The sequence below is a fragment of the Hymenobacter sp. genome (assembly GCF_031398885.1).
GTDB lineage: Bacteria > Bacteroidota > Bacteroidia > Cytophagales > Hymenobacteraceae > Hymenobacter.
The window spans coordinates 54,412-74,574 of record NZ_JANNOD010000052.1; the positions used below are offsets into that span (position 1 = coordinate 54,412).

The window sequence follows — 20,163 nt, forward strand, 5'->3', positions numbered from 1 at the left end:
CGGCCGACCCGCGGTTCCGACTGCCCCTCACCGTTACCGACCAAATGGGCCGGCGGGTGGCGGTGCCGTTTCCGCCGCAGCGCATTGTGTCGCTGGTGCCGTCGCAAACCGAGCTGCTGTTCGATTTGGGGCTGGCGGAGAAAATTGTGGGGGTCACTAAATTCTGCACTCACCCGGCGGAAGCGCGGACAAAGGCCACGGTAATTGGTGGCACGAAGAATTTTATTTTTCCGAAAATAGCCGCGTTGAGTCCCGACTTAATTATTGGAAACAAAGAGGAAAATTATCGGGTGGGAATTGATGAATTAATCGTTCGTTTCCCGGTGTGGCTGAGCGACATCAACACCCTTCCCGAAGCGCTGGACATGATTCGGCGCGTTGGTTTTCTTGCGGGCGCCAAGGAGAGGGCCCAAGCATTGGCGGCGGCAATCGATGCTTCTTTTGCCGCCCTCGCAGCCGATGGGCCGGAAACGTCGGCGGCTTACTTCATCTGGCGCAAACCTTACATGGTAGCCGCCACGGGCACGTTTATCGACGACATGCTCCGCCGGGCCGGCTTCCGCAATGTCTTTGCCGGCCAGAGCCGCTACCCGGAAATAACCGCTGCGCAGTTGGCCGCCGCCGCGCCACAACGCATTTTACTATCCTCCGAGCCCTACCCTTTTGGCGAGAAGCACATCGCCGAGTTCCGGGAAATATGCCCCGCGGCTGCCATTGAGGTTGTGAACGGCGAATTATTCAGCTGGTACGGCAGCCGCTTGCAGCAGTCCGCCGCGTATTTCAGCCAGCTTCGCTAATCACGAATCCACGCCTTGCCAGCTCTGTCCAGAATTGCGGGTAGGATTTTTTAACCACCGTGGGCGCCTCAATGACGAGCGGGCCGCGCAGGGCCAGCGGCGCGAAGGCCAGAGCCATGCGGTGGTCATGGTAGGTGGCCACCGCTTGGCTGGCCACGGCGAACCCCGTCGACTCGGCCCGGAAGCGTCCGGCAGCTATTTCTCGCAGCTCCCCGCCGAATTTGGCCAACTCCGCTTGCAAGGCCGTAATCCGGTCGGTTTCCTTGATGCGCAGGCTTGCCAGGCCCGTCATGTCGACGGGTCGGGCCAGCGCCGCCGCCACCACCGCCACGGTCTGCGCCAAATCCGGGCAGTTCGTAAAATCCACTGTCGCCACCTCGCTGTTCGCGGGCATTGGCTGCTGCCGGAGGTGAATACCATCGGGCAGGAACGTGGTTTCTACGCCGAAATGCTTCATGATTCCCGCAATGGCCTGGTCGCCCTGCAAAGACTGGCGGCGCAACCCCGGCAACCCAATTTCCGAGCCCGGAGGACCCAGGGCCACCATGGCATACCAGTAGCTGGCGGCCGACCAGTCCGCTTCCACCGTGTAATTGGTGGGCTGGTACGCGCCGGCTGCGACCAGCAAGCAGTCGTCCTCCGCGGCGCAGTTGGCCCCGAACCGCTGCATGAGCGCCACCGTCATGTCGATGTAGGGGCGGGAACCCACGGGGCCGGTGAGGCGCAGGCGCAGGCCGCCGGGCAGCCGCGGACCCACCATCAGCAAAGCCGAAATGTACTGGCTGCTGATGTCGCCGCGCACGGCCAGCGCGGTGGGGCTTTGGGCAGCCGCCGCGGCCGCAAAGCCCGCCAGTTCCAGGGGCGGAAACCCGTCGTTATGGAGGTAAGTGATGCGGGCCCCAGCCTGCCGCAGCGCGTCGACGAGCACGGCAATGGGCCGCTCCTGCATGCGCGCCGTGCCGGTGAGGCGGCCGCCCCAGCCGGTCACGGCCAGGTAGGCGGTGAGAAAGCGCATGACGGTGCCCGCGTCCTCGGCGTCGAGCGCGGCGGTGCCGGGGGCAGCGGCCAGCAGCCGGCGCATGAGCTGGGTGTCGTGGGCGTCGGACAAATTATCCAGGGTGCCGCCGCCGGCCAGGGCCTGCAGGACGAGGGCGCGGTTGGCTTCGCTTTTGGAAGCCGGCAGCTGGGCGGTGCCGCGGAGCGGGCCACCGGGCCAGGCAAGGTGCAGGGAAGCGTTGATAAGCGTGGGAGTTAGAGCATCTAAAAAACTCCGTTTTGGAGCCGATGGTAGTAGCGCAACGAGTCGGCAATTTCGGCCAGCGAAACGGGCTGGTCAAACACGCCGGTGCCGATGCCGTTGAGCAGGGTGCAGTTGATGGTGGCACCCGCGTTCTTTTTGTCCTGCAGCGCAAATTCGGCAATGGCGGCGGTTTCGAGCAGCACGAAGCCCAGCTTGTCGAACACCGAAAACACAAAGGTTTCGATTTTATCCAGCTCCTCGGCTTCCAACAAGCCGCGCTGCACCGAGAGCCAGCTCTCGCACACCAGGCCGGCGGCCACCGCCTCGCCGTGCAGGGCCTCGCGGCCGGGCTGCGTCAGCAGGTAGCTTTCGAGGGCGTGGCCCACGGTGTGGCCGAAGTTGAGCAGCTTGCGCGGGCCGCTTTCCAAAGGGTCCTGGGCCACGATGCGCTGCTTGAGCGCCACGGATTCGCGGATGACATCGGTCCAGTCGTCGGTGAGCCAGCCCAGGCGGCGGCGGCGGTGAAAGGCGTCGGCGTCGGCAATGAGCCAGTGCTTGAGCACTTCGGCGTAGCCCGACTTGAGCTGGCGCGGGTCGAGCGTTTGCAAAAACCGGGGCTCGATGAACACGGCCGCGGGCGCCTGGAACACGCCCAGCTGGTTTTTGAACCCCTGAAAGTCGATGCCCGTTTTGCCGCCCACGCTGGCGTCGACCTGCGCCAGGAGCGTGGTGGGCACCTGAGCGAACCGAATGCCCCGCTTGTAGAGCGCCGCCGCGAAGCCGCCCAGGTCCGTGACCACGCCCCCGCCCAGGTTCACCAGCACGGCGTGGCGGTCGGCGCGCTGCTCGGTGAGCTCGCACCACACGGTGTCGCAGCTGGCCAGGGTTTTGTATTCCTCGCCGGCCGGAATTTCAATCAACGAGTAGTTAGCTGGCAGATGCGCTTCGAGCAGCGGCAGGCACAGGCGGACGGTATTGGAGTCGGCCAGCACAAAAACGCGGGTTACAGCCGGCCGGTACAGGAATTCGGCCAAAGCCGGCAGGGCTTCGGGGCCAATGAAGACGGTGCTGTTCATGGGGCAAAAGTCCGCACAAAAAATCATGAATTGCCGGTTTTCTTGAGCAACCTTGGCGGGAGGACACCGGTCAGGGAGTACGACCGCACCTGTCTCACCCGTTCAATTTTCAGCGATGTTCCATTTTCTGCGTTCATGCTCCTTCGGCCTTTTCCTGGCGGCTTCGCTCGGCACGGTGTCTTGCCAGCAAGGCTCAGCCATCCCCGAAGCCCCGGCCAACAGTCCGCTGATAGGCCGTTGGAAACTCACCCAAACCAGTGAGGGCGTTGCCGGCCGGACGATGCCGGCCGACCCCGTCCGCAAACAAGAAGTAAAGTTTGGCACCACCGGAAACGCCGAATTTTATCTGAATGGCAGCCGCACCAGCACTGTTTCGTACGCCACCGTCACCACTCCGTCCCGGCACACCGGCAAGCCGGAAACCTTCCTGGTATACGGCGCCAACACCGGAACTAAGCTGATGGTCCGACAGCTAACTTCTTCGAAGCTCATCCTGAGCGAGGACCACAGCGATGGTTTCGCTCACCACTACGTCCGGCGTTAAAAATTCGCGGCTGCTATGCCTATTCAGTTCTTTTCATGAAAATCTCCCTTTGCTCGGCTTGCGTTATTCTGGTGACTGCTGCCACCGGCTTGTCGGGCTGCAAGCGAGACGCCGACTCCGCCACCGGCCTCACGGGCACCTGGAAGCTTGTCAGCCGGGAAGAATGCTTCTGTGCACCTGGCCCTACGCCCAACGAAACCGCCGCGTTCACCGCCACTGGCTTCTCGTTCACGCGCAATGGCCAAATCTTCGACCAAGGCAAATACGTGCAGGACAGGGTGCCGAAATGTGGCACCACGGCCCCGGTTCCGGTATTGCGCCTGACCACCGGCACCAGCAGCGGCCAAATGCCGCGCAACGTGGCGTTCACGCTCAACGGCAACCAACTGGTGCTGGACTACCGCAATTTCTGCATTTCCGACCAGCCCGTGGATACTTACCAGCGGCTACCCTAGTTGCGCTGAGCCCTACAGTCCCGGCCCGAGGTGCTCCACGCCGTCGACCTGCGGACGGCCGTTCAGCACCTCGGTTTGCTTGCGGATGCTTTCGAGGTGAATCAGCTTGTAGAGCTCGGCCACGAATTTATCGTTCACGTTCAGCTTGTTGGCCCACTCGATGCGGGTGTTGAAAATTTCCTGCCAGCGGTCGATTTGCAGAATTTTGACGTGGTTATCCTTCTTGTACTCGGCCAGCTCCTCCACCAGGGCCATGCGCCGGGCCAGGGCCTCCACAATTTCGCGGTCGGCCACGTCCATTTTCTGGCGCAGCTCCTCGGCCTTGTTCAGGTAGTCGGCATTGTCGGAGGAGCGGTAGCGGTACTTGAGCTCGTCGAGGATTTCGCCCAAGCGCGCGGGCGTCACCTGCTGCTCGGCGTCGCTCAGGGCGTGGTCGGGGTCGGGGTGGGTTTCTATCATCAGCCCGTCGTAGTCCAGGTCCAGGGCTTTTTGGGCAATGGGCAGCAGCAGGTCGCGCCGACCGCCAATGTGGCTGGGGTCGCAGATGAGCGGGATGTGCGGGAAGCGCGTTTTCAGCTCAATGGGCAGTATCCAAGTTGGCGCGTTGCGGTAGCGGCTGGGCGCAAACGTGCTGAAGCCGCGGTGAATGGCCGCCAGGTCGGTGATGCCCGCCCGCGCCAGGCGCTCCAGGGCGCCGGCCCACAAGGCCACGTCGGGATTCACGGGGTTCTTCACCATCACGGGCACGCCGGTGCCGGCCAGGGCGTCGGCCAGCTCCTGCACCGCGAAGGGGTTAACGGTGGTGCGGGCCCCAATCCAGAGCACGTCGATGCCGTGGCGCAGGGCATCTTCCACGTGGCGCGGGGTAGCCACTTCGACGGTAGTCGGCAGTCCGGTTTCGGCCTTCACGCGCTGTAGCCAGGGCAGGGCCACCGCGCCCATGCCCTCAAACGAGCCCGGCCGGGTGCGGGGCTTCCAGATGCCCGCCCGGAATAAGTCAATTTTCCCCAGCGCCTTCAGGCCGTGGGCGGTGGCCAGCACCTGCGCTTCGGTTTCGGCCGAGCAGGGGCCGGCAATGAGCAAAGGCTGCCCTTTTTGGGCCAACAGGCGGGTAAACAACGTAGTAGCAGCGGGGGTCATGGGGAGTGTAAGCGAGTGGAGGCATTTTTCCGGCGTGCCGCCGAAAAGCCTAACAAACGTAACTCGTTTCCCCGAAACGTTGTTTACCCTTTACCTTCGTTTGCCACTGGTTCCCTACTCCAATTCCCACCCCTCAACTGCCCCCATGCCAACCGTTGCCCCCACTCCGGCCCCGCCTATTTCCTTCGAAGATACCCGCGTGGCCTTCGCCTCCAAATCCGACGCCCAGCTACGCAAAGTGTACGCGCTGTTCGCGGCCATGAACAGCGGCGGCCTGGTGAAAACCGGCAGCGGCTTGATGCAGTCGGCGCTGAAGTGGGGCCTGCCCGGCACCAAGTTCCTCATCAAGCACTCCATCTTCGAGCAGTTCTGCGGTGGAGAAACCATCGCCGAGTGCCGCCTCGTCACGGCGGAGCTGGGCAAGTACCACATCGGCACCATCCTCGACTATTCCGTGGAAGGCGAAGGCAACGACCGCAGCTACGACCGCACGCGCGACGAAATCCTGGCCACCATCGACGAGGCCCACCGCTCCCAGCACATCCCGTTTTCGGTGTTTAAGGTAACGGGCGTGGCCAACGTGGCCATTCTGGAGAAGCTTCAGGCCAGCCAGCCGCTCAGTGCCGCCGAAGAAGCCGCCCACGCCCGGGCCGTGGCCCGCGTGGAGGCCATTTGTGCCCGCGCCCACCAGCACGGCGTGCGCCTGTTCGTCGATGCCGAAGAAAGCTGGTTCCAGCGCACCATCGACCTGCTCGCTTACGACATGATGGCCAAATACAACCGCGAAACGGCCATCGTCTGGAACACCTACCAGCTTTACCGGCACGACCGGCTGGAGGCCCTGATGGCCGCCCACGACACCGCCGCCGAAGCCGGCTACTACATTGGGGCGAAGCTGGTGCGCGGCGCCTACATGGAGAAAGAGGCCCGCGTGGCCAAGCAGCGCGGCCAGCAGAATCCCATCAACCCCACCAAGCAGGCCACCGACGAGCTCTACAACGAAACCCTGCGCTACTGCGTGCAGCACATCGACCGCATCAGCATCTGCGCCGGCACCCACAACGAGGACAGCTCCTTGCTGCTCACCCAGCTCATGCAGCAGGCCGGCCTTGTGCCCGGCGACCCCCGCGTATGGTTCGCGCAGCTCTACGGCATGAGCGACAACCTCACCTACAACCTGGCCCATGCCGGCTACAACACCGCCAAGTACCTTCCTTACGGTCCCGTGGAGGCCGTGATGCCCTATCTGCTGCGTCGGGCCGACGAGAACACGGCCATTGCGGGCCAGAGCAGCCGCGAATTTTTGCTGGTGCAAAAGGAAATCCGACGCCGCCAGGGCCGCTAAATCGGTAGCGTTTTCACCGGCTTTTACCGCTAGAAACGGGTGACTGGGAATTTTTAGGAACGATTGTGGCAGGGGGCGAACCCGCGGAGATGAAAATTGCCGGCGGCGGCGCAGTGCTTAGCTGAACCATTCAGCTAAAATTTGCTAATTTTCAGCCCCCGAAACGGTTTTTCGTTTACTTGATATCCTGCCATGATTGGTCGTATCCGCACGTATTTAATTCGTTATTCCCGCCTCCAGACCGGTACCGTTAGTTACCTCACATTGGTGCAGGAAGCCGAATTGGGGTTGAACCTGGAAATTTCACACGAAAAATCCCGGCTCAACGAAATGCTCGCTGAAATTTCCACGGCGGAGCACGACGCCGGCCGGCTGCCCCTGAGCTGCCTCGTGAAGGTGCAGGGCTCGAAAGGGCAAGGCGACAACTTCTACAAGCTGTGCGAAAAAATGGGCATGGGCGAGTGGCGCACCCTCAAGCAGGACGAAAACTTTTTGAAAGACCTCATCCACAAATGCCGGGAGTTCTGGCGCGACGAAGCCAACTTTCAAAAATTCTCCTGAGCGGCCGAATGAGGTGAATAACGGGGGTGACTGCGGTGGTCCGATTGTGCGTAAGCGGGAATAGATAGAAATGTAAGGAGGTGTAACCCCCGCCGGGGCGGCCCCGTTAAGGACCTCGACTGCCCGATTGGTCGGCCTCTCTTTCCACATCTCAATCCCTCCACCATGAACACCAACGATTCGAACAACCCGCAGAACACCGGCACTGGCGCAGGCTCCAACTACGGCACCAGCAACGCCGGCACCGACTCCACGTCCGGCACGGGCACCTCGGGCGACGACTACAGCGCCACTGCCAAGGGCGGGGCAGTGGCCGGCGCCGCGGGTGCCGCCGTGGGCCGCGGCATCGATGCCGTGCAAAACACCGCCGACCGGGCCGCGCACGCCGCGACCAGCCAGCCTTACAACGCTGGCGGCAGCATGACGGGCATGTTCCGCGACCGTAACAGCGCTGAAAAAGCCTACGAGTCGCTCTCTTCCCGCGGCTACGGCAAGGACGACGTGAATTTGCTGATGTCGGACGAAACCCGCAAAACGCACTTTGGCGACAACACGCCCGACACCGACCTGGGCGACAAGGCCATGGAAGGCGCCGGTGTGGGCTCGGCCATTGGCGGCACCGCCGGTGCCATCATCGGCGCCATTGCCGCCATCGGCACTTCGGTGGCCCTGCCCGGTTTGGGCCTGATTATCGCCGGTCCGCTGGCCGCCGCTCTGGCTGGTGCCGGCGCTGGTGGCCTCACGGGTGGCCTGGTGGGTGCCCTGGTAGGCTCGGGCATCCCCGAAGAGCACGCTGCTGAGTACGAAAGCGGCATCAAAGATGGTGGCATCGTGATGGGTGTGAAGCCCCGTAACGAGGAAGACGCCAAGTACTTCGAAGACGAGTTCCGCCGCCACAACGGCGACAAGATTTACAAGTATTAAGCGCCGTGCCCGGGCGGTAACCCGGTAAGTTTAAAAAGCCTTTCCCGGCCGGGAAAGGCTTTTTTATTGCAACTTTATGCCGGGGCCATTGGTCTCTGTATTAACCCGGGCGACGGTTTTCCGTCGCGGGCACTTATTGCACCCACCCGGGCGTTTTCGCCGTAGATAACGGGGCCTGGAGTTGCCTCGTACTCTCCGTATATTTGAATTTCATCCCCGCTATATTTTCCTGCTAATGTCATTTCCCCGCTTAAAGGTTGGGCTGTATGCCTTTTTGGTGGCAGCCGTGTTCGTTCTGGCATCCTACCGGTTGTTCCGCCGGACTGATTCGGCCGCGCCGAGCAAGGACCAGGTGCTGATTGGCGTGATGCTCCAAGGCCTTTCCTCGCAGCATTACCAGCCCGAAAAAGTTGACGATGCTTTTTCCAAGCGCGTCTTCGACCTGTATCTGAAGCACCTCGACTTCCGCAAGCAGTTTCTGCTGGCCACCGACGTGGAGCAGTTGCGCCGCTACCAAACCCAGATTGATGACCAGGTAAAGGGTGGCTCGCACGAGTTCCTTGACCTCAGCACCAAGCTAGTGGCCGAGCGTACCAAGGAAATGCAGAGCCTCTACCGCGAGCTTCTGGCCAGGCCCTTTGACTTCACCACCGAGGAATCGTTTCAGACCGATTTTGAAAAGGCAACCTTTCCCGCCGACAAAGCCGCTCAGCGCGAGGTATGGCGCAAGCTGCTGAAGTTTGAAACCCTGAGCCGGGTGTCGGAAATGATGGAGGCCCAGGAAAAGGCCAAGGTGGCCAAGCCCAGCACCGCCACGGCGGCCCCGGCCGCTGCCAACGCCGCCGCCCCCACCGCCGCCGAGCCCGTGCGCACCGCCGCCCAAATGGAGGCCGAAGCCCGCAAGCGCGTGCTGAAGTACTACGATGAGCAATTCGAAGACTTCAACGACATCGATGCCAATGAGCGGCTGGCAACCTACGCCAACACCATTGCCAATACTTACGACCCGCACACCGAGTATTTCGCACCCAAAGCCAAGGAGGACTTCGACTACGAAATGACGGGCCGCTTCGAGGGCATCGGGGCCACCCTGCGCGAGAAAGAAGGCCTAATTTACGTGGATGAAATCATTCCCGGCTCGGCTTCGGCCCGGCAGGGCGACCTGAAAAAAGGCGACGCCCTGCTGCGCGTGGCCCAGGGCGCGGCCGAGCCGGTGAGCATCGAAGGCTGGCGCACGGCCAAGGCCGTGACCCTCATCCGCGGCAAGAAAGGCTCGGAGGTACGCCTTACGGTGAAAAAGCCCGACGGCAGCACTAAAATCATCCCCATCGTCCGCGACGTGGTGGTAATAGACGAGAAATACGCCCAGTCGTCCATCATCACCGACAAAGGGCAGAAAATCGGCTACCTCCGCCTGCCGGGCTTCTACGCCGACTTCAACGACAACGGCGGCCGCAGCTCGTCGGATGATGTGAAGAAGGAACTAGCCAAGCTCAACGCCGAAGGCGTGAAGGGCGTGGTACTGGACCTGCGCTTCAACGGCGGCGGCTCGCTGGGCGACGCCGTGTCGATGGCTGGCCTGTTCATGGAAAGCGGCCCGATGGTGCAGGTACGCGACGGCCAGGGCCGCACCACGGTCATGACCGACAACGACCCGCGCGTGCAGTACAGCGGCCCGCTGGTGGTGCTGGTGAACAAGTACAGCGCTTCGGCTTCCGAGATTCTGGCCGCCGCCGTGCAGGACTACCACCGCGGCGTGGTGATGGGCTCGACCAGCACCTACGGCAAAGGCACGGTGCAACGCATCTTCGACCTGGATGAGGCCCTGCCGGCCGAGCTGAACAACGTCAAGCCCATCGGCTCGCTCAAGCTCACCACCCAGAAATTCTACCGCGTCAACGGCGGCTCGACCCAGTTTAAGGGAGTGGTGTCGGACATTGTGGTGCCTGACTTGTACTCCTACCTCGACCAAGGCGAAAAGGAATCCGACTACCCGTTGAAGTGGGACGAGATTCAGCCCGCCCGCTACCGTGCCTGGGACGCCGCGCCTGCTATCGAAAAGCTACGGGTTAACAGCAAAGCCCGCGTAGCCGCCAATCCCAGCTTCAAGGTGATGGACGAGATGGTGAAAAGCATGCGCAAGCGCAAGGACGAAACCACCGTGTCGCTCAAGCTTGCCGCCTACCGCGCGGAGCAGCAAGAAGCCAAGCTCATTTCGGACCGCTACGAGGAGGCCCAGAAGACCACGACGGCCCTGGCCTTCTCCCCCCTGGCCGCTGACGTGCGGGCTTTGGGCGGTGACTCGGTGCGGGTAAACCGCGCCAACCGCATTACCAAAACCCTTCGGAAGGACATTACCATTGGCGAAGCCGTGGCCGTCATTCAGGACGAAATCAGGTAGCGCGCTTCTTGGTTGTCGTCCGTGCCAGCAATTTTACTGGGCCCCCGCACCACGTGGTGCGGGGGCTTTTTTTGCTGTAGCCATCTGTGTCAAACCAGTTAGTAAATGGGTGCCAATATGAAGACAAGATTAGTTTTTATATCCTATGTGTAACATGCTGCTTGTCAAGTAAATATTTTTAGTAAATTCACCCAATTAAATTAGCAAACAGGCAACTAATTTGGGTTCGCTCGCTGTTTACCTTGCATGACGACTACAGAGGAAACCCGCATCATTCCGCTCCTTCCGCAGGTAGACCCCGCCGGTGACGAGCAACAGCAGAAGCTAGCTGATGAAACCTGGCGCAAATCCATCCCGGCGCAGGTTTTCCTCAACTATTTCTTTGCCATCAACTATCACATCCAGGAGCAGGACGACGTGCTCGGCGGCTTGCAGAACCTGCCGTTCTTCCGCAGCCACGGCGCGGAACTGAGCGATGCCGACGTGACGGCGCTGACCAAGCTACTGCACACCAGTTGGAGCACGGAGTACGCCTTGCGCGCCACGGCCGAGCTGGGCGACGACAACTTCCTGCGCAACGCCCTGCACTGGACGTTCCCGCAGGCGTATCACGCCATTCTGTCGGGCTTGCAGGCGTTTCTGTACACCACGGGGGTGCGCAGCAGCAACGGCCAGCTCATCCGCCGCGAGGTGGGGCGGCTGGTGGTGAAGAATGCTTACCCGCGCCCGGTGTCGTTCTACGCAGCCGGGTCTTACGGCGACTTCAGCATTCACCGCCTGCCGCTGGCCGGCTACAAGGCCGGGCTGCACATTGCCAGCCAGGAGATTGACGCCCAGGCCCAGATTGGTCAGATGCTGCGCACCACGCGCAAGATGAAAGCGCAGTGGACCCGCGCCCAGGTGCAGGCCAACCCGAACACCGCCATCCGCAGCCAGAAAACCGGCCGCCCGCTGGACAAGTGGACCGCCGCCCACTGGCAGCAGATTACGTGGCGCCTGGGCTACACCACCATCTTCGACCTGCTGGGCCGCCTGCGCATCTCCCAAACCAGCCGCGAGATTGAGCGCTACGTGGAGGCCGACATCGACTTCCGCCTGTTCCATGCTTCGCTGCTGAACATCGTGAGCTACCTCAACGGCATCCACGAGACCTACGTGGCCAAGGCCCTGGGCCTGGAGCGCTACCGCCAGTTGGTGGCCGAGCTGCCCGCGCACCTGCAGGCCAGCTTTGTGGCAGACCGACTGCGTACCCGCGTTGAGCCGGTGCTGGCGCCCACGCCGCCCACGGCCCCGGCCATTGCCGCCGAGGCCACGCCGTACCGCATGGCCGCCTAAATCACGGATTCGTCGGATTTTTCACGGATTTGCCGGATTTTGTGGCTGGCGCGGTTTGCAGTGTTTGTTCGATTACTCGTGTAAACGCCGCCCCTATTCGGGGCGGCGTTTTTCGTTGGTTACTTTTGCGGAGAATTTATTTTCACACTTCCGCGGATTATCACTGTAGACCCTTGAACACCAACGAGCTCGGCTAGCGGGCCGCATACCGTCTACAAAATCCGTACAGTCCGTTTAAATCCGAAAAATCCGTGATTCACCTTACCGACCAGGAACTCCAGCGCCGCCACAAACTCGAAGAGCTGGAAAAGCTGGGCATTGAAGCCTACCCCTCGGAATTGTACGACGTGACGTTCTACGCCAAGGAAATTCACGACAACTACCACGTCGAGCTCAACAACTTCCAGGACGTGTGCCTGGCCGGACGGCTGATGTCGCAGCGCGTGATGGGCAAGGCCTCGTTCGCGGAGCTGATGGATACCTCGGGGCGCATTCAGCTCTACGTGAACCGCGACGAAATTTGCCCCGGCGAGGACAAGGAGCTGTACAATACGGTGTTCAAGAAGCTGCTCGATTTGGGCGACTTTATCGGGGTGAAGGGCCGCGTGTTCAAGACGCAGGTGGGCGAAACGTCCGTCCACGTCACGGAGCTGAAGCTGCTGGCCAAGGCGCTGCGCCCGCTGCCGGTGGTGAAGACGCAGAAGGACGAAGCCACCGGGGAAGTGGTGACCTACGACGCCTTCACCGACCCCGAGCAGCGCTACCGCCAGCGCTACGTGGACCTGGTGGTGAACCCGAGCGTGCGCGACACCTTCATCAAGCGCACCCAGTTGGTGCAGTCGATGCGGAATTTTCTCAACGACCGGGGCTACCTGGAGGTGGAAACGCCCATCTTGCAGCCGCTGTACGGCGGTGCGGCGGCGCGGCCCTTCACCACGCACCACAACACGCTGGACATGACGCTGTACCTGCGCATCGCCAACGAGCTGTATCTTAAGCGCCTCATCGTGGGCGGCTTCGACGGCGTGTACGAGTTCAGCAAAGACTTCCGCAACGAGGGCATGTCGCGGTTCCACAACCCGGAATTCACCCAGATGGAGCTGTATGTGGCCTACAAGGACTACGCCTGGATGATGGATTTGGTGGAGGAAATGGTGGAGCGGGTGGCCCAGACGCTGCACGGCCAAACCGAGGTGCAGGTGGGCGATAACGTCATCAACTTCCAGCGGCCCTGGCAGCGCTACACCATGTTCGAGGCCATCGAGAAGTACACCGGCAAGGCCATCGGCGAGATGGACGAGGCGCAGCTGCGCGAGGCCGCCGGCCAGTTGAACGTGCACTTGGACCCCAGCATGGGCAAGGCCAAAATCATCGACGAGATTTTCGGTGCGCACGTGGAGCCCAAGCTGATTCAGCCCACCTTCATCACCGACTACCCGGTGGAAATGTCGCCGCTGGCCAAGAAGCACCGCGCCCGGCCCGGCCTAGTGGAGCGGTTCGAGGCCATCTGTAACGGCAAGGAAATCTGCAACGCCTTCTCCGAACTCAACGACCCCATCGACCAGCGCAAGCGCTTCGAGGACCAGCTGGAGCTGGGCAGACGTGGCGACACCGAGGCCATGGTACTCGACGACGACTTCCTGCGCGCCCTGGAGTACGGCATGCCGCCCACGGCCGGCCTGGGCATCGGCATCGACCGGCTGAGCATGATTCTGACCAACTCGCATTCCATTCAGGACGTGCTGTTTTTCCCGCAGATGAAGCCGGAAAACGTGCTGAAAACCAAGCCGGAGGAGAAGTAGATACCAGTCAGCCTGCGCTCCACGCGGGATGCAGGTTACGAAAGAAGACGGGCGCTAAAAATCGAAAAGCCCCACACGAAATATCGTGCGGGGCTTTTCTTTCACAACCTTCTTACCCTTCAAACCGCTGTTGTTACCAGAAGCTTGCGATGGGTCCGTCTGATTTTACTACTGAGTTGTTTAACCAATTTCAGCAGAAGCTCCTACGGCCGGCAATTTTACTGTTAATACGTTTCGGCCTTCTTTCAAGTCGGTTGTGGGAATGTTTACGACGTGGTTCAATTAATGGTTACGCCACGGTAAAAAATATTTAATAATTTTTTACCGTGGCGAGGCGCTACGTGGTTCCGCGGTGGCGGGCGTCGTCGCCCATGCCATCGTAGTCGGTGTTGTCTTCCAAAAAAGAATGGCCCGCCGACAAAGGCTTGGCATTCAGACCCTGCAGGAGGCGGTCGGCCGCTTCCTTGTCTTCGCTCACGGCCGCGTCGGGGTTGGTGTGGTCGGGGGTGCCACCGCCCGGGGCTTTGGCGAGGGTGTCCTTCAGCAGCTTGTTGAGGTCAGCGCCCCATTTTGCAGCCGAGCGGCGCAGGCCGGACCGCGTGTCGTCGCCGGTTTCGGGGGCCAGCAGCAAGCCGGCCACGATGCCGGCCGTGGCGCCGGCCAACAGGGAGAGAATGACTTTGCCTTTGTCGTCTTTCATGGGGTGCAGGAAAAAGAAGAGTACCCGACAATAACGGGAAAAGGACTTCACTTGTTGGGGCCGCAAAAAGCCCCGCACCTTGCGGCGCGGGGCTTATCAGTAAGCGGCCGAAAGACGACTTACATATCGTTCAGCATTTTGGTGATTTCGGCCTTGCCCTTGCCGAGTTTGTCCTGCAGGCGGCCCACCAGCTCGTCGCCCTGGCCTTCGGCGTAGGTCAGGTCCTCGTCGGTGAGCTGCGCGTACTGCTGCTTCAGCTTGCCTTTGACGTCGTTCCAGTCGCCTTTCATTTTGAGGCTGCTACCGGCGCCGGTCAGGCCGAGGTCTTCGAGCTTGCCGGCGTATTCTTTGAACTTAGCTTCGAGGTCGGTACCGAGCTTCGTGGCTTGCTCGCCGAGCTGGCCGCTGTACTTGTTGGCCACGCCCTTCCAGTTTTCGCGGGTAGCAGTGCCTTTGTCGGGGGCCAACAGCATGCCGGCAATGATGCCAGCGCCGGCACCGGCGAGGGCGGCTAACAGAATTTTGCCGGCGTTGTTGTCTTCTTCTTGGTACGACATGAGAATGGGTAATGAAGGGTGAATGGGGGTGAAAGTGGGCTAAAAACAGCGCAGGGACAAATTTAGAGTCGGGCGGTTTGTTTTACGGTGGCGTTTGGTCTGGCTGCCTATACGAATAGCGCCGCCTGGGGTTGAGCCTGACCGCAAATTTTCCGCCTCGGGAGGCGTTGCCAGCAAGATTTAGCACCATGGCCATTCCGAACGGCCCGGCGTAGCTTCGCACCGCTCTTTCCCAATCCCATGAAAACATCCCAGCTCCTCTGCGCGGCACTCCTCCTTGCCCCGGCCTGTCGGCCCGGGGCTGGTCCGGCGGGCACGGCTGCCGGCTGCATCGACCCCAGCAAAATCAACCCCCAAGGCATTTGCACCATGGAATATAACCCGGTGTGCGGCTGCGACGGCAAAACCTACTCCAACCCCTGCGCCGCCCGCAACGCCGGCGTGCGCACCTACACGGCCGGGGCCTGCGCCGAGGCCAGCCCCAAGTAGCCGCGCCCGCGCCGATGTCCGCCAAAGCTCAGTACCGCGCTTTCTGCACCACCGCGCCCGACGTGCCGGTGTTTGCCCAGCCGTGGTACCTGGATGCCTGCGCCACCGGCGGCGACTGGGACGTGGTGCTGGCCCGCGACGGCGGGCGCGTGGTGGCCGCGCTGCCGTACTTCCACAAGCAGAAGGGTCCGTTTCGGTACGCCACGATGCCGCTGTTCGTGAAGATGCTGGGGCCATACCTGCTGCCCGAATACCGGGGGGTGTTGAAAAAAGAACACGGGTTGCTGGACAACCTGATTCGGCAACTGCCCGATTTTGCCGCTTTTAAGCAGAACTTCTCCCCCGCCGCCACCAACTGGCTGCCGTTCTACTGGCGCCGCTACCGCCAGACCACCTACTACACCTACCGCCTGCACGACTTGCACGACCTGGCCCGGGTGAAGGCGGGGCTGAGCACCGGCATCCGGCGCGACATCCGGCTGGCCCGGGAACGGGTGCGCGTGGTGCACGACCTATCCCTGGCCACGTTCTACGCCGTGAACCAGCTGAGCTTCACCCGCCAGGGCCTGCGCGCCCCGTACTCGGAAGCGCAGTTCCGGCGGCTCGACGCGGCCCTGATGGCCCAGGCGGCCCGGCAACTGTTTTTTGCCGTCGACGACCAGGGCCGGGTGCATTCGGTGGCGTATCTAATTTGGGATGCCACCACGGCCTACTTCCTGCTGGCCGGCGACGACCCCGCCCTGCGGGCCAGCGGCGCGGGCGTGCTGCTGGCCTGGGAAACCATTCGCTACGCCAGCGAAGTGCTGGGCCTGCGCTGCTTCGACTTCGAGGGCAGCATGCTGCCGGGCGTTGAGCGAATGCGGGTCCGCTTTGGCGCCGTGCAGACGCCGTATTTTTTTGTCTGGAAATACAATTCACGCCTTTTCGAGTTGCTGGAAAAGCTGAAACCCTAACTAGCCGCCGTGAAAATGGGGCAACGTGAAAATGCACGATGCGCGGGAAGCAGCTATGCTCACCCAGGCGCGCACCGCTGCATGTGCACACCCGCGCATTTTCGCATTGCCCCACTTTCCCATCATTTGCTTCTTGCTTCATCACCATGGCTGAAAAACGCTACGTCCTCAATCCCGCTCCTTTTGTAGTGCCCACCACCGACGGCAAGCTCATCGAAGAGCACGTGGGCGGGGCCAGCACCGGCACCGCGGCCTACAGCCTGGCGCACATGGTGGCACCCCCGCACTGGAGCGAGCCGCACCAGACCCCGGAATTTGACGAAATCACCATCGTGGTGCGCGGCCGCAAGCGGTTCGACATCGACGGCGACGTGGTGGAGCTACAGGCCGGACAGGCGCTGCTCATCAAAAGCGGCGCGCGGGTGCGCTACTCCAACCCGTTTGATGCCGAGTGCGAGTACTGGTCGGTGTGCGTGCCAGCGTTCAACCCCGCCACGGCGCACCGCGAGGAATAGGCAATGGATGAGGCCCGTACGTATTTTATCGGTAACTTCCCCGCCTATGCGGCGTTTATCCCTCCTCATCGTGCTGCTGGTCCTGGTCGGGACTGGCTACCTGCGGGCCCAGGCCCTCAAACCTGGTTTCGACAAAGCTGAATACCTGGAATTGATTCGGCTGCACGCCCGGCAGGGCGGGGCCGATTCGGTGTGGTGGGCGGGCCTGCCCCGGCCGCGGCGGTTCACCATGGCCTACCGTTCGCCAGTGAGCCCGCTCGACAACCGTTGGGACCTGTGGACCCACGGCGGGCCGCAGCCGCAGGCCGTCATCAGCGTGCGGGGCACCACGGCGGCGCAAGTGAGCTGGCTTTCCAACCTCTACGCCGCCATGCTGCCGGCCGCCGGGGAGCTGCAACTAGCGAAGGACCACAAATTCAAATACCACCTGGCCGACAATCCCCAGGCGGCGGTACACGCGGGCTGGCTGCTGGGGCTGGCGTTCATGGCGGATGGCGTCTTGCAGAAGATGGATTCGTGCTACCGGCGCGGCACCCGCGACTTCATCGTGATGGGCCACAGCCAGGGCGGCGCCATTGCATTTTTGCTGACTTCGCACCTGCGCAACCTCCAGCAGCAGGGCCAGCTGCCGGCCGACATCCGCCTGAAAACGTACTGCAGCGCCGGCCCCAAGCCCGGCAACCTCTACTACGCCTACGCCTACGAAACCGCCACCCAAGGCGGCTGGGCCACCAACGTGCTGAACCCCGCCGACTGGGTGCCCGAGGTGCCCTTGTCCGTGCAGACCGTGGACGACTTCAACCCCACCAACCCTTTCGTGGGGGCCAAGGCGGCGATAAAGCAGCAGAAATTTCCCAAGAACCTGGCGCTGCGCCACGTCTACAATCAGCTCGACCGGCCCGCCCGCCGGGCCCAGCGCCGCTACCAGCGCTACCTCGGCGGCTTCATTGCCCGGGCCATTGCCCAGCACGTGCCCGAGTACCAGGGCCCGGCGTTTTACCCCAGCAGCCACTACGTGCGCGCCGGCCCCGCCCTGGTGCTGCCCGCCGATGCCGCCTACTACGCCCAGTACCCCAACGACCCGGCGAAGCTGTTCCGCCACCACTTGTTCCAGCCCTACTATTACCTGGCCGAGCGGCTGCCGTGACGAACGGGCTCCAGGAACTTAAGAGGCCCGTGACGCCATGCCGCGCCCGTACCTGCTTCCCGCGCGCGGCGTTTGACGGCGGGGTTGCCAGGCCGACGACAGCCCGCCGCGCTAGGCGCTCTTGCCCGTGTTCATCCATACATTCGGGCCAAATCTCTAACGCCTAGCCTTCCCTTCTTCTTCGCATGGACCAGCGCATCATCAACCTCTTCGACGAGTACACCCACGCCCCGCTCACCCGCAAGGAATTTATGGACCGGCTGCTGAAGCTGACGGGCGGCACCGCCCTGGCCCTGGCGGCCCTTTCGGTGCTGGAGCCCGGCTACGCGGCAGCGGCCACCGTGGCGCCCACGGCCGACGACCTGGAAACCGAAGAAGTGACCTGGCCCGGCGACGGGGCCGCCGTGAAAGGCTACCTGGTGCACCCCAAGGGCCGCAAGCAGCGCGGGGCCGTGGTGGTTATTCACGAAAACCGCGGCCTCACGCCCCACATCAAGGACGTGACGCGCCGCGTGGCCCAGGCCGGCTACCTGGCCCTGGGCGTGGACGCGCTGTCGCCCCTCGGCGGCACGCCGGCCGACGAGGACAAGGGCCGTGAGCTGATTGGCCAGCTCGACAAAACCAAGAACCTGAACAATTACCTCGCCGCCCTCACCTACCTGCGCGCCCGCCCGGACTGCAACGGCCGCACCGGCGCCGTGGGCTTCTGCTGGGGCGGCGCCATGGCCAACCAGTTGGGGGTGCACGACCCCAAGCTCGACGCCGCCGTGGCCTATTACGGCGCGCAGCCCGCGGCCGAGGACGTACCCAAGATTAAATCGGCCGTGATGCTGCACTACGGCGGCCTCGACCAGCGCGTGAACGCCGGCATTCCGGCCTACGAAACGGCCCTGAAAGCGGCCGGCACCAAGTACGAGCTCTACGTGTACGAAGGCGTGAACCACGCCTTCAACAACGACTCCTCGCCGGCCCGCTACAACGCCGAGGCGGCCAAGCTGGCCTGGGAGCGCACGCTACGGCTTTTCAAGGAAAAACTGGGGTAGCTGGGCAACGGAACGGCATTCGGCGGCATCTTTGCGGTGTCCCTCCGGTTTTCATGTCGCGTAAAAAGCTACCTTTTCTGCTTGCTGCCCTGGTGCTCAAAGTCACCAGTGGCCTGGCGCAGAGCCCGCCGGCCCGCCCGGCCCCCCCCGACCCCGGCTACCAGCGGGTGAGCGTGCCCGTGCCCCGCGCCGTGTTGCTGATTGCGGACGTGGCCGGCGCCTTTTTTTCGCGGGACGACAGCAAGAGCAAGGTGCAGCACCTGCTGGACCGGCGCCGCGCCCGCTCCGAGAAGCGCGACCAAAGCGTCGATATTACCGTGCCAAAAAATAAGCTCACCCGCACGTTGGGCCTAGTGGATTAGCCGCTTTCCCCGAATCAACGCGCGCAAAAAAACCCGGCCGAGTGTTGCTCGGGTGGTTTTTTTTGCGCGCGCGCTGCCGGCTATTGCTTCTTAGCCGCGGCGGGCAGGGCTTACGGGGCAGCTGCTGGTCGCGCAGGGCGGCGTTGTACGCAAACGAGGACTACCGAGGCCTACTTGAGTCGTCGGCAATGAGGCAGTCGAAGGTGTCTTGGTTGATGGTTGATGTGGTGGGTTTGGGGGAAGTAATCGAGGCCGTCCTGGATGAACGGGAAACCGGGCGCGCCCACGGCGTCGAAGGCAATGTGGTCGGTGCTGCCGGTGTTGCGCAGTTGGCCCTCGCAGGCGTCCAGTTAGGCTTCGGTAGTGGCTTTGAGCATCTATCACGCTTTTGTGCAGGGCGCCCGCCGTGAAGGGGGCCCACCATGGCGTGGTGGTGGGGCGCCGTCTTGGCCACGTACGACTTCTCAATGTCTCAGCCACGCCAAGACTGAAGTCCCCCCAGGCCTCAATTTTGGCGTTGACGAGGCCGAATTTAGTGAGCTGACCCTTGGTCCACTCATTGGCACGCCTCAGGCCTTCCGAGTTGGCCAGGCGCGGGCCGCACACGTCGGTGAGGTAAAATGCGGCTTTCATCGCCTTAGAAGCTGTTTAAGTTAGTTGGACCTTTTTAGCTTTGTTTCATGCAAGCGAAGCGATACAGCTCGGATTTGACCGAGCGGCAATGGCAGCGGTTGGCGCCGCTATTGGTGGTGCGGCGCACGAGCAAGTGGCCGTTGC

General features: G+C 62.4%; 20 protein-coding genes. 15 read left to right on the forward strand and 5 right to left on the reverse strand.

Features of this window, described 5'->3' with window-relative positions:
* The first annotated feature begins 86 nt into the window (after nt 1-86).
* The gene (locus RMO51_RS10015; protein WP_310394297.1) at nt 87-797 is read left to right on the forward strand and encodes a helical backbone metal receptor; all 711 of its coding nucleotides are present in this window, start codon (nt 87-89) and stop codon (nt 795-797) included.
* On the opposite strand, the gene RMO51_RS10020 is transcribed toward RMO51_RS10015, so the two are convergent.
* Together RMO51_RS10020 and aroB are read right to left on the reverse strand one after the other, a co-directional pair.
* Nucleotides 781-1,905: a 3-phosphoshikimate 1-carboxyvinyltransferase gene (locus RMO51_RS10020; protein ID WP_310394299.1), complete on the reverse strand. Its 1,125-nt coding sequence runs from the start codon at nt 1,903-1,905 to the stop codon at nt 781-783. The genes RMO51_RS10015 and RMO51_RS10020 overlap by 17 nt on opposite strands.
* Before the next feature lie 152 nt (nt 1,906-2,057).
* Nucleotides 2,058-3,113 (reverse strand): 3-dehydroquinate synthase, encoded by a 1,056-nt coding sequence (gene aroB / locus RMO51_RS10025; protein WP_310394300.1) that lies wholly within the window; start codon nt 3,111-3,113, stop codon nt 2,058-2,060.
* Between the two features lie 115 nt (nt 3,114-3,228).
* Here aroB and RMO51_RS10030 point away from each other — a divergent pair, with 115 nt between their 5' ends.
* Nucleotides 3,229-3,657, forward strand: a complete 429-nt coding sequence (locus tag RMO51_RS10030; protein ID WP_310394302.1) for a hypothetical protein — start codon at nt 3,229-3,231, stop codon at nt 3,655-3,657.
* Between the two features lie 35 nt (nt 3,658-3,692).
* On the forward strand, nt 3,693-4,112 hold the full coding sequence (locus RMO51_RS10035; protein WP_310394303.1) for a hypothetical protein: 420 nt from the start codon (nt 3,693-3,695) through the stop codon (nt 4,110-4,112).
* A gap of 12 nt (nt 4,113-4,124) precedes the next feature.
* Here the strand turns inward: RMO51_RS10035 and RMO51_RS10040 are convergent, their stop codons facing one another.
* Nucleotides 4,125-5,252 (reverse strand): chorismate mutase, encoded by a 1,128-nt coding sequence (locus tag RMO51_RS10040; RefSeq protein ID WP_310394304.1) that lies wholly within the window; start codon nt 5,250-5,252, stop codon nt 4,125-4,127.
* 145 nt (nt 5,253-5,397) lie between these two features.
* Here RMO51_RS10040 and RMO51_RS10045 point away from each other — a divergent pair, with 145 nt between their 5' ends.
* The 6 genes from RMO51_RS10045 to lysS all read left to right on the forward strand — a co-directional run bounded on the left by RMO51_RS10045 (nt 5,398) and on the right by lysS (nt 13,620).
* On the forward strand, nt 5,398-6,597 hold the full coding sequence (locus RMO51_RS10045) for a proline dehydrogenase family protein (RefSeq protein WP_310394306.1): 1,200 nt from the start codon (nt 5,398-5,400) through the stop codon (nt 6,595-6,597).
* 192 nt (nt 6,598-6,789) lie between these two features.
* Nucleotides 6,790-7,158 (forward strand): hypothetical protein, encoded by a 369-nt coding sequence (locus RMO51_RS10050; RefSeq protein ID WP_310394308.1) that lies wholly within the window; start codon nt 6,790-6,792, stop codon nt 7,156-7,158.
* Nucleotides 7,159-7,587: 429 nt separating this feature from the next.
* A complete protein-coding gene (locus tag RMO51_RS10055) occupies nt 7,588-8,082 on the forward strand; it encodes a hypothetical protein (protein WP_409025039.1) in 495 nt (164 codons plus the stop codon).
* Between the two features lie 235 nt (nt 8,083-8,317).
* Entirely contained in the window at nt 8,318-10,483 is a 2,166-nt protein-coding gene (locus RMO51_RS10060) for a carboxy terminal-processing peptidase (protein WP_310394310.1), read from the forward strand.
* Nucleotides 10,484-10,729: 246 nt separating this feature from the next.
* The gene (locus RMO51_RS10065) at nt 10,730-11,818 is read left to right on the forward strand and encodes a hypothetical protein (RefSeq protein WP_310394311.1); all 1,089 of its coding nucleotides are present in this window, start codon (nt 10,730-10,732) and stop codon (nt 11,816-11,818) included.
* 251 nt (nt 11,819-12,069) lie between these two features.
* On the forward strand, nt 12,070-13,620 hold the full coding sequence (gene lysS / locus RMO51_RS10070) for a lysine--tRNA ligase (RefSeq protein ID WP_310394312.1): 1,551 nt from the start codon (nt 12,070-12,072) through the stop codon (nt 13,618-13,620).
* A gap of 337 nt (nt 13,621-13,957) precedes the next feature.
* Here the strand turns inward: lysS and RMO51_RS10075 are convergent, their stop codons facing one another.
* Complete coding sequence (locus RMO51_RS10075) at nt 13,958-14,320, reverse strand: YtxH domain-containing protein (RefSeq protein ID WP_310394313.1); 363 nt, start codon at nt 14,318-14,320, stop codon at nt 13,958-13,960.
* 119 nt (nt 14,321-14,439) lie between these two features.
* A complete protein-coding gene (locus RMO51_RS10080) occupies nt 14,440-14,877 on the reverse strand; it encodes a CsbD family protein (protein ID WP_310394314.1) in 438 nt (145 codons plus the stop codon).
* A gap of 240 nt (nt 14,878-15,117) precedes the next feature.
* Here RMO51_RS10080 and RMO51_RS10085 point away from each other — a divergent pair, with 240 nt between their 5' ends.
* The 6 genes from RMO51_RS10085 (at nt 15,118) to RMO51_RS10110 (ending at nt 19,386) form a co-directional block, all read left to right on the forward strand.
* Nucleotides 15,118-15,366, forward strand: a complete 249-nt coding sequence (locus RMO51_RS10085; RefSeq protein ID WP_310394315.1) for a Kazal-type serine protease inhibitor domain-containing protein — start codon at nt 15,118-15,120, stop codon at nt 15,364-15,366.
* A gap of 14 nt (nt 15,367-15,380) precedes the next feature.
* A complete protein-coding gene (locus RMO51_RS10090; protein ID WP_310394316.1) occupies nt 15,381-16,319 on the forward strand; it encodes a GNAT family N-acetyltransferase in 939 nt (312 codons plus the stop codon).
* Nucleotides 16,320-16,465: 146 nt separating this feature from the next.
* Entirely contained in the window at nt 16,466-16,834 is a 369-nt protein-coding gene (locus RMO51_RS10095) for a cupin domain-containing protein (protein WP_310394317.1), read from the forward strand.
* A gap of 46 nt (nt 16,835-16,880) precedes the next feature.
* Nucleotides 16,881-17,981, forward strand: a complete 1,101-nt coding sequence (locus RMO51_RS10100) for a lipase family protein (protein ID WP_310394318.1) — start codon at nt 16,881-16,883, stop codon at nt 17,979-17,981.
* A 185-nt stretch (nt 17,982-18,166) separates the two neighbouring features.
* On the forward strand, nt 18,167-19,024 hold the full coding sequence (locus RMO51_RS10105; protein WP_310394319.1) for a dienelactone hydrolase family protein: 858 nt from the start codon (nt 18,167-18,169) through the stop codon (nt 19,022-19,024).
* A gap of 53 nt (nt 19,025-19,077) precedes the next feature.
* Nucleotides 19,078-19,386 carry a hypothetical protein gene (locus RMO51_RS10110; protein WP_310394320.1) on the forward strand — a complete coding sequence of 103 codons (309 nt, stop codon included), beginning with the start codon at nt 19,078-19,080 and terminating at the stop codon, nt 19,384-19,386.
* Nucleotides 19,387-20,163 lie beyond the last annotated feature (777 nt).